Here is a 9,367-nt window from a genome sequence, read left to right on the forward strand (position 1 = left end):
AATATACCCAGTAATCGGTATCTCCATATGTTCTTTTGCCACCTTTCTTAATCGCTCTTACAATTTATGAAAAAACTAAATCATTCATGTGCTTTTTGCATAAAAAACATCCTATTAGTATTTGGGGATGTTTAATATAAGCCCCTCTATTATGAAATTTTTTTTACCAGTTTAATGTACTGATGAAGAACGAGAAGAAGCGTATGCATAATTACATACGCTTCTTTCAGAGGTGATGATATGTCTGTGCTTCACGGCGGTCGAGAGATTCCTGTCTCTCACTTATAAGCTATGCAAAAAGAAGAAAGATGACTGGACAAGCGTTGAGAAAGGATTAAAAATTTTCACCCCAGAAAAATGATGTTTTGGAATGGGTCTTCCGTACCAAGACGCCAGGTATAAAATGAAAGAAAGAACCCATAATAGGCTCTTCCTTCCATTATATTTATTCAAATATCAGTGGTTTTTTTAGAAAATGCGGCGTCTTCTGTTGAAAATAGCAAAGATTAAAAAGAAGGGGATAAATCTTCTTCTTCTAAAGCCATCCCGAATAAACACGCCTCTTCTTCGACCATCAAACCCATCCATAAATCCGCGGTGAACTCTACCAAAATGATCTCTAACTTCAATAGGCTGACCCCTGAATCTCATCAGTGAATTCAATTTTCTTCCTCCTTTCTCAAGCAGATTGTGTTCAGAATACGAGGTATTCTGTTTATTAATCTTTGGAAAAAGGACAGGTTATTCAAACCTGTCCTTCGCTCCCTCAAAAAAGTGACCTGTCACTTTTTTAAATTAGTAGCCACTCATAAAGGAAGTTCCTATAACGATTAGCAATACGAAAAGTACAATAACTAAAGCCATTGAACTTCTGTGGTGTCCATCACTCATGTTTCTCACCCCATCTTCAAATGAAATATTTTCAGATTGTCCCAAAAATTAAGTGACAGCAAGAACGATAATTAATAGAATGAACAATACTACGATTAATACAAAAGTATTGCCGCCGCCATAACCGCCTGTCATGCCACCGCCGTAGCCACCATCGTATCCACAACTCATATCTTTTCACCACCTATTTAGTATTTGAGGATGTTAATTACCAACCTCACTGTTATTATATTTTTTACAAAAGAACGTGATTGGACAACTTCCCGTTTGTTGTAAAAATCCGCAATCGTACCATATATTTCTTAACCGTTGAAAAACGAGAAGAAGCATATGCATGGCCATATGCTTCTTCCAGAGGTGATAATATGTCTGTGCTTCACGGCGGATGAGAGATTCCTGTCTCTCACTTATAACCTATGCAAAAAGAAGAAAGAGGACTGGACAAGCGCTGAGAAAGGATTAAAAATTTTTAAAAATTTTTGTACAAGTATCCACACTTTGATACAAAACCAATCATAGCTTATCATAGAGAGTTTAAAAGTGAGGAGGAAGAAGTTATTGGAGAGGAATGATCATAAAGAACAAAAGTCGAATCGAGACATGGACCCTTTTTCAAGATTCATATTTGGCAATCGTAAACCTAGAGAAACGCACAAAGAAAGTGAAAATAATTCACAAGGAAATCTGGAACAAAACAAACGATTATCTTTCAATACCAGATCAAATCGTAACGATGATTGGTTTTTTGGACGTAGAAGAGAGGAACCTGTATCAGATAATAAAAATGCGCAGAATCAGATACAAAACACTCAGAATAAAATAGAAAATTTTATGAACAATGTTGATATGGAATTGCTTTTTGAAACCTTTGACGCCTTAGTAACGACAACAAAACAATATAAACCATTAATTAAAGAAATAGCACCTTTTTTTAGTAAAATTGGTAAAAAATTTAAAAAGTAGTTTCAGGGTCAGACTCAATGTCATCAACTTAAGGTTCCAAAAAATGTAACTGGTGAAAACATCATAAGTTTTTATCGAAAACACAAAAAAGATCCGACTTTTCAAAATCACCATAATAATCGTCTTGAATACCATCTTTTTGGTATATCAACAATACCAAGTAATGAATAATCATTTGCATATTTTTTGTCATCTCTCCTGTTTCTTAAATTTGGTATCTACGTTATTTTATGTAGATACCTACCCATTATCTAGATTTTTCTAATTTTTTATAAAGGATCTTTGTGAAAAAAAGCGAAAGAATGGACCCGACTAATAATAATGCCATATCCTTCTGGGAATCCCATATGTCTCCTTGCATACCTAAAAAATCTTTTGTGGCTTTCCCTTCTTTCCCTATTTTTGTACTTGCCCACTCGATGATTTCGTAAAGAGCCCCGATTGCTAGTGTTATACATAGAGCGATGAAATTTGTCGTTTTACTTTTCAATAAAACTGTTTTCCTTAATAATATCTCTATAATAACTATGACCATAAGCCCCTTAAGAAAATGACCAAACCGATCATAGTAGTTTCTTTGTAAATCAAAATAATCTTTGATCCATGTAAAGAGAGGAACCCTGGAATAAGAATAATGCCCTCCTATAAACGTTAAAATGACAAGAAGGCTAATAATGACATAGGAAACAGTGGTAAGGCGAAACCGATTGTATGTTGATATCAAGAATATTAAAACTACCACTGAAGGTAACGTCTCCATCGACAAAACCCTATAACCTTCCTCAGGTTTAATCAGGGACCAAATAAGAACAAGCATAACAACCAATAACAAGAAAAAATGTATCGAACTACCCTTTTTACGTGCCACTCAAATCACTCCATCAGAAAACAAGATGTATTTAGTATTTGCTAAACATTTAAATAGTATAGAAGATGGGGCCATGGGGCCGGTTCTTGTGGTCGTCACTAACCACATTAAAAACAATGAGACCCGTCCCTATTGTGTGATGTTATTTAGATATTTCACTTGTCTTGTTTGGATGCCCACTATACATGAGTTAAATAAAAAAGCCGGTCAGTGACCGGTGTATTTTTTTAAGATTAAAGTCTAACCTTAACTTCAGTACCGTCCTTAGCTTTGACATCTACCAGCACGATACCTTTATGTTTTTTCAGTTCCTTGACGATGGGCTTTAGCGTTTCTTTATCGATCAGTGGAATGGTGAAGTCGAGTTTTTTTCTTTCGAAGTGTTCTTTTGCCCATTTGTTTGCCTGTTGATGGAGGAATTTTGAAGACAAAATGGAAATACCAATGTTTAAAAGGGCATATGGAATTGGGATGGTGAACCGAACGTCTTTTGCTTTCACTTTTAAATGCAGCATAAGCAATTCACTATTCGATGATGACAGAAACGGTATCGCCGTTTGCTGACTTAACATCAACAATTTGCCCATCCAATTCGTTTTCGATTGCTTCAACAATAAGGTTTATGTCTAAATCCTTTACATATTTTTCTGATTGAGGAATACTGGCTGCGATGCTGTGTCCAGCCATTAATACTACCTTGATAAGTTTTATGGGCAAATTGACCGTGACGTTATCATTTTCAGCTGATACCACACGAATTTTTAATGTTTTATCTAAATACTTCGTCTGCTTTTCTAACAGCTTACTTCCTGCTTCTTCTTTCTCTTTTAATACTTGGATAAGCTCTGATCCCTTATCAGCATCAATTTTTCCCTCTTGTACCATTGTTAATACTTTTGCAATTTCCTCTCTCATGGTAAATTCCTCCCTATTCATCTTTTAAGAGCTTAATCGCTTCTTCTGGAGTGATTTCGCCATTTTCCAACATGGCGACAACTTTTTTCTCGTCTACTTCATTTTTCTTCTTCTGTTCATATCCAAGGGATGAAATTATGTCTGTTAGCTTGCCTCGAACCGTTGGATACGAAATCCCCATTTCCTTTTCAACTTCTTTGATATTCCCTCTGCATTTTAAAAATACTTCCACAAAATGAAGCTGATCGTTTGATAATGACGCGAGCTTGGATAATTCAAACTCATTTTCAATCGTGGTGTGACAATGGGAGCACTGCAACTTTGTAATCTTCAATGTTTTGCTGCAGACAGGACAATTTGTGATTACTTTATAAGCCATAATGAATTCCTTCCTTTTGTTTGATTTGATTATATATCAGTAAATTCAAATCGTAAATAAGAAAGTTTAATTTTATTAACATAAACATTAAAATAATTAATTCATAAATTAACATTATTGATTTTGTGTTGTTTAGGCTTAGCCGATAGAAATGTCAGGCAAAATAACAGCTCCCATTATTGCTGGGAGCTTGCTTCACGTACAATATCCTCATTGAAGTTATTCTTGATGAAGGTTTCTTCTTCTGATTTGCTCATAATTCCATAAGATTTACCGATTGTCCCGCCTTGGTACGTCCAGAAATAGTTATGGTCCTCATTTACGTCAGAAAAAATGCCCTTTTTCCATTTATCTAAAATGGCTAGCAAATCATCTTTTTGGTCAAAATTACTGTTCTCCACAATATCATAAACTTGATTAATCGTATCGGGAATCATCGGAATGGCTCCCCATTTTTCTTTCGCTTTCACTTTTTGGTGTGTCATCTTGTGCATCACTTCGATAACCGCATCTTGTGAACTGTTGTCATCAATCCCAATATCATATTGAACTCCACCAATTTTGGCTGTCTGTTGCTTGTCTACATCCTTTTTCTTATTATGGACAGGATCTTGGGCAGCTTGTGATTCTACTTTCTCTTGTTTTTTTACAGATACAGATTTAGCTCCACTATTGATTAAATCAAATCCTCCGTATTTTACACCTATTAAAACCGCCAAAATAATACCAGTTACGATTAATACTAGTTTCACCTTATTTCCCCCTGTTTGTACTGGATAGTTATAATTTAACAAAGTATTCAGAATTCATCTAGTTTATTTAAATTACATAATCTCTTCAAAGAAGACAGCCATCGACAAGCTTTTCAGATGTTTAGAGGGGGAAAGCTCCCGAAAATATGTCCAAAAAAATACGTTTTGTAATTTTTTATTGAAAGAGGAATGAAAAGGCTTACAATTAACTTAAAAGGAAAAAGCTGGGGTCTACTTGGATTCTATTTAGAAGAATGTTGTTTTCCAATTTACATATATATAAGTAACCACCTTTCTGGCGCATCCTTTTTTGGCATCTTCTGACCAAATAGCAGTGGACAATTTTTGTATCAATCTGGCATTAAAAAATATCCTCATATTTTATCAGATTAGGAGTTGATTCAAATGAGTAAATTTTCACCCGTCAATGGATGGCTGCATTATACGAATCGTTCCCAACAATCGACTGAAACCATGAATAGGCACCGAGTTGATAAACGTGTTGAGTTGAATTCCAAAAATGCATCTGAAGAGGATCTTGGCCAAGGTTTCAAACGCTATACTTGGGGCCCTGGAGTTCGGGTAAATAGTAATGAATATGTAGACTTTCAATTAGAAGCAAAAAGTAATGAAAAAGTTATTAGTGCAGGATACTTAACTGATCCAATCGATAACATTTATTCAGTACAAACAGGTCCTAGACATCCAAATGTCATGTTAGTTACGCTTCATAATGCCGCAACCGTGGATTTAGAAGTTTATCTTTGGTTAGTAGTTAAAGAATAGGAATTTTCATCTGCTAATAGGGAGGGCAAATGGGGGCCATTTTATTAGTGAAACATTTCTTGAAATTTGTTTTACTCATAGATAGAAAGAAAAAAGATACTGATCATCTACATATTGTAGATGATTAGTATCTTTTTTGCATAAAAGGGACTTATCACTGGACCCAAACCGTCCCTGTGGAGTTTCTATTATTATATTAGGAAAATCCTCCTCCGAGTATTAGCGCAGCACCTAATATTATGATTAATAGTAAGACTAAATAACCAATTATGCTAAGAATCGTGATAATCCAACCGATCACTTTTCGATTTGTTTTTATTAAGTAAATTCCTAAAGCAATCAACCCAAAAATGAATCCGAGAATTCCCCAAAGGACGGGACTTTTCCCATGCTTACGAGAATCAATTACTAAATAAATTGTGAGGATTATATTTAAAACCAATCCAAATAAACCTTCCAAATTCAGCTCCCCTTACAAAGTTCAAATTTGTATTCATCAAATTAAATTATACCAGAAAATTCGAATTTTACAGCAAAGGATATTCCTTTTTAATATATTAGTATGGAACCACTTTCAAAAATATAGTTGTAATTTGTGGTAGTTATTTGGATTTTACTCCAAAATTCGACATATTATGATACGATTAGGAAGGTTCTATTTATTACATAAGTACAACATTTAGGGAGGTGTAATGAGATGATTAAATATCTAAGGTGGATTGATAACAAAGATGCTTTGAAAATGTGGATATTATTAGTGATTATCTACTCGTTTCCTCCCCTATTTAATTACCTTGATATAGAAGATGAGTATTTTCAAAATGTTCTTTGGTTTTTCTATCTCATTCCTACCTTATTAATCTCATATAAAAAGGGTGCTGGGTTTGGAGGATTGGTTACAGGAGCATCATCACTGCTCTTTCTACTAATTGAATCATTGCAGCCATTGGGAGTCAGCAAACATGAAGTGATCATCTTTTTTGAAATTACGTTAATCAATTTAATCGTTACTATTTTAGTGGGGATTCTTGTTAAAAGGAACCAAGTAAAACGAAGGCTGTTAAAAGAATCAGAAGAAAGATACAAAGGTTTGGTAGAGAACTCCCTTATTGGCGTATTTATGATTCAAGATCAAAAGCTGGTCTACGTAAACCCATGGATTGCCGCCATTTTCGGTTTAACTCAGGAAGAATTACTGGGAAAAAATATAATGAATTACGTGAAAGAAGACGATCGGACAAGCTTACTTACTCATTTTCAAAAACTAATGGCTGAGAAAGAACATTTTTTTCAAGATGAAATTCAAACTATAGAACATGCCGAATCAGCTAGATACCTCGAAATTCAAGCTACACTAACCTCCATCAATGGATCTTCAGCTATTATTGGTATTGCTATAGATGTAACAGATAAAAAGAAGGCAAAAGATGAGTTGGTTTACTTGGCTTACCACGATTCTCTAACAGGAATTCCCAATAAGCATTATTTAATGAATGAAGTAACCAAGCAGTTTAATCAAATGACAAGTCTCGGTAAGCCCGTTTATATTCTTTATTTAAATTTGGATCGGTTTAAATTAATCAACGATTCCTTTGGCCATCAAATGGGCGATCAACTATTCAGATTGGTCGCAAAAAGAATTGTTGATATCATTGAGCCTATTGGAAAGACCGTTCGGACTGGGGGAGACGATTTTATTATCATGTTACCAGATTCCAAGGAGGACCAGGTCTTGGAATATACTCGTTCTTTATTGAAGGGCATTTCTGAGCCTTATTTTCTTAAAAGCCAGGAAATTCAAATCACTGCCAGTATTGGAATTGCCTCATTTAAACAGGGGGATTCTTTGGAGGAACTTGTCCAAAAGGCAAGTTCAGCGCTCCATTTTGCTAAGGACTTTGGCGGGAATCAGTATCAGCTGTTTTCATCAAGTATTGGTCAGCAGACGAATCGGAGGCTTCAACTTGAACAACGGTTACGAAAAGCACTGGAACAAAACCATTTGGAGGTTGTTTATCAACCAAAACTAGATTTATATACGAATCGCATTTCGGGGGTTGAAGCCTTAATCAGGTGGAACGATCCGATTCTTGGAGTCGTATCACCAGATGAATTTATTCCGATTGCTGAAGAAACAGGGATGATTATTCCGATTGGTAAATGGGCTTTGGAAAAGAGCTGCCAACAAAATGGGGAATGGAATAAAAGTGGATACCCTCCTATCCATATCTGCGTGAACATTTCCAGTCAGCAGTTTTTACAGGATGACTTTGTCAAAATGGTCCATCAGGTGCTGCAAGATGCTGATTTAGCACCTGAACATTTAAATTTAGAAATTACGGAAAGAATTGCCTTATATAATATTGATGATACGATTGAAAAGCTGTTGCAATTAAAGCAAATGGGAGTGAGTATTTCTTTGGATGACTTTGGCACGGGCTATTCCTCACTAAGCTATTTGAAGAGGCTGCCGATTGATTATTTAAAGATAGACCGCTCTTTTATCAATGGTATTTATGAGGATAAACAGGATTTTGCTATTATAGATTCGATCATTTCATTGTCACATTCTCTTGGGATCAATGTGGTTGCAGAAGGAGTAGAGGATGAACTTCAGTTAAAAACTTTAAGGCAGCTCCATTGTGATGAAATTCAAGGATATTATTATGCAAAGCCGATGACTGCCGAAAAAGTCAATCATTTCTTTGATGAAGCAGGAGAATACTTGCTTGATAGAAGAACTTTAGTTACAAAAGGGGAAATGAAATAAATGGTGTTAAGTAAAAATATAGAGTCGTTCCGGAAAATGCCAAAGATCATCTTATTGCTATGTATAGTCTTAACAATTAGCCCAGGGTTTTTAGCTAGATTAGATATTTATTATATTGCTGATATGGTGTGGTTTTTATTACTATTTCCATGCTTTATTTTTTCCTATTATATGGGGTTCGCGGGTGGGCTCTTTGCGGCTTTGACCGTAAATCTCTACCACCTATTCTGGTTTCTATATGAAAATTACCTTCGAATGTCCGAATTAGTTAACGCGGAATTATCACTTCATGTCGGTGTGGCTATCGTTACATTTTTTTGTGCAATTGGTGTTGGATTATTATCGGAAAAACTAACAGAAAAACAAATGCAGCTGCAAAGTTTGAATCAAAAATTGAAGGAATTAGCCATGTATGATTCGTTAACTGGCCTTCCAAACCGCCATTATTTTTTGGAGAAGTTGTCTGAAGCTTTGCAGGATAAAGAATCCGTTGCCTTGATGTTCATTGATTTGGATGGTTTTAAAAGGGTAAATGATACATTTGGTCATGAAGCTGGGGATCACTTACTAAAGGAAGTCGCAGCACAATTAAACAGGTTTGTGAAGGATTCTACGTTTGCAAGCCGCCTTGGCGGTGATGAGTTTATTGTCATTGTGGAGGAAATGGACAAAAAGGAATTGATGAAATTAGCAGCTGATATATTAAGGGTGTTACAACTAAAAGTCGATGATTTGGCGATTTCAGCAAGCATTGGTATTGCCATCTCTACACAGGGTGATAGCCTTACATCCTTATTAAAAAGAGCCGATTCTGCTATGTATCAAGTTAAACTAACAGGAAAGAATGCCGTTGGTGTCTAAATACCAGTACTTTCGGTGCCTGACACCGTACTAGGCCATAATGAAAGGAAGAAGCCATAATAGGCTCTTCCTTCCATTAGAAAGGTGTAATAACGATTAGCTGTATAACGTCGATTTTGTAATAAGTTATGGATTTGTCCCCACAAAATATTAATGAAAAAGCCCTTCCATCCAAAAATTTC

14 protein-coding genes are annotated in these 9,367 nt (G+C 35.4%); 4 read left to right on the forward strand and 10 right to left on the reverse strand.

The window, feature by feature from the left end:
* Positions 1 to 506: 506 nt before the first annotated feature.
* The 3 genes from BDR01S_RS26565 to BDR01S_RS23435 all read right to left on the reverse strand — a co-directional run bounded on the left by BDR01S_RS26565 (position 507) and on the right by BDR01S_RS23435 (position 1,062).
* On the reverse strand, positions 507 to 629 hold the full coding sequence (locus BDR01S_RS26565; protein ID WP_268874710.1) for a hypothetical protein: 123 nt from the start codon (positions 627 to 629) through the stop codon (positions 507 to 509).
* A 166-nt stretch (positions 630 to 795) separates the two neighbouring features.
* Entirely contained in the window at positions 796 to 891 is a 96-nt protein-coding gene (locus BDR01S_RS25060) for a YjcZ family sporulation protein (RefSeq protein WP_082797561.1), read from the reverse strand.
* 48 nt (positions 892 to 939) lie between these two features.
* A complete protein-coding gene (locus BDR01S_RS23435) occupies positions 940 to 1,062 on the reverse strand; it encodes a YjcZ family sporulation protein (protein WP_066259477.1) in 123 nt (40 codons plus the stop codon).
* Between the two features lie 387 nt (positions 1,063 to 1,449).
* Here BDR01S_RS23435 and BDR01S_RS23440 point away from each other — a divergent pair, with 387 nt between their 5' ends.
* Positions 1,450 to 1,854 (forward strand): hypothetical protein, encoded by a 405-nt coding sequence (locus BDR01S_RS23440; RefSeq protein ID WP_066259476.1) that lies wholly within the window; start codon positions 1,450 to 1,452, stop codon positions 1,852 to 1,854.
* Between the two features lie 247 nt (positions 1,855 to 2,101).
* Here BDR01S_RS23440 and BDR01S_RS23445 read toward each other — a convergent pair whose 3' ends face one another.
* The 5 genes from BDR01S_RS23445 to BDR01S_RS23465 all read right to left on the reverse strand — a co-directional run bounded on the left by BDR01S_RS23445 (position 2,102) and on the right by BDR01S_RS23465 (position 4,768).
* Positions 2,102 to 2,722, reverse strand: a complete 621-nt coding sequence (locus tag BDR01S_RS23445) for a DUF2238 domain-containing protein (protein ID WP_235846642.1) — start codon at positions 2,720 to 2,722, stop codon at positions 2,102 to 2,104.
* Positions 2,723 to 2,955: 233 nt separating this feature from the next.
* Positions 2,956 to 3,237: a hypothetical protein gene (locus BDR01S_RS23450; RefSeq protein WP_066259474.1), complete on the reverse strand. Its 282-nt coding sequence runs from the start codon at positions 3,235 to 3,237 to the stop codon at positions 2,956 to 2,958.
* Positions 3,238 to 3,247: 10 nt separating this feature from the next.
* Positions 3,248 to 3,637: an SHOCT-like domain-containing protein gene (locus tag BDR01S_RS23455; protein ID WP_066259470.1), complete on the reverse strand. Its 390-nt coding sequence runs from the start codon at positions 3,635 to 3,637 to the stop codon at positions 3,248 to 3,250.
* A 13-nt stretch (positions 3,638 to 3,650) separates the two neighbouring features.
* Positions 3,651 to 4,016, reverse strand: a complete 366-nt coding sequence (locus BDR01S_RS23460) for a DUF2089 domain-containing protein (protein ID WP_066259469.1) — start codon at positions 4,014 to 4,016, stop codon at positions 3,651 to 3,653.
* 176 nt (positions 4,017 to 4,192) lie between these two features.
* Positions 4,193 to 4,768 (reverse strand): DUF6241 domain-containing protein, encoded by a 576-nt coding sequence (locus BDR01S_RS23465; RefSeq protein ID WP_066259468.1) that lies wholly within the window; start codon positions 4,766 to 4,768, stop codon positions 4,193 to 4,195.
* A gap of 405 nt (positions 4,769 to 5,173) precedes the next feature.
* Between BDR01S_RS23465 and BDR01S_RS23470 the strand changes: the two genes are divergently transcribed.
* Entirely contained in the window at positions 5,174 to 5,554 is a 381-nt protein-coding gene (locus BDR01S_RS23470; protein WP_066259466.1) for a hypothetical protein, read from the forward strand.
* 196 nt (positions 5,555 to 5,750) lie between these two features.
* Here the strand turns inward: BDR01S_RS23470 and BDR01S_RS23475 are convergent, their stop codons facing one another.
* A complete protein-coding gene (locus tag BDR01S_RS23475) occupies positions 5,751 to 6,014 on the reverse strand; it encodes a hypothetical protein (RefSeq protein ID WP_066363364.1) in 264 nt (87 codons plus the stop codon).
* 237 nt (positions 6,015 to 6,251) lie between these two features.
* Here BDR01S_RS23475 and BDR01S_RS23480 point away from each other — a divergent pair, with 237 nt between their 5' ends.
* Positions 6,252 to 8,324 (forward strand): putative bifunctional diguanylate cyclase/phosphodiesterase, encoded by a 2,073-nt coding sequence (locus BDR01S_RS23480; RefSeq protein ID WP_066259461.1) that lies wholly within the window; start codon positions 6,252 to 6,254, stop codon positions 8,322 to 8,324.
* The gene (locus BDR01S_RS23485; protein WP_066259459.1) at positions 8,325 to 9,185 is read left to right on the forward strand and encodes a GGDEF domain-containing protein; all 861 of its coding nucleotides are present in this window, start codon (positions 8,325 to 8,327) and stop codon (positions 9,183 to 9,185) included.
* Here BDR01S_RS23485 and BDR01S_RS26130 read toward each other — a convergent pair.
* The coding region (locus BDR01S_RS26130; RefSeq protein WP_218007894.1) for a hypothetical protein at positions 9,182 to 9,367 on the reverse strand (186 nt) is incomplete at its 5' end. The two genes, BDR01S_RS23485 and BDR01S_RS26130, sit on opposite strands and share 4 nt — an antisense overlap.

It is taken from the genome of Neobacillus drentensis NBRC 102427 (genome assembly GCF_001591445.1).
GTDB classification, from domain to species: domain Bacteria; phylum Bacillota; class Bacilli; order Bacillales; family Cytobacillaceae; genus Neobacillus; species Neobacillus drentensis.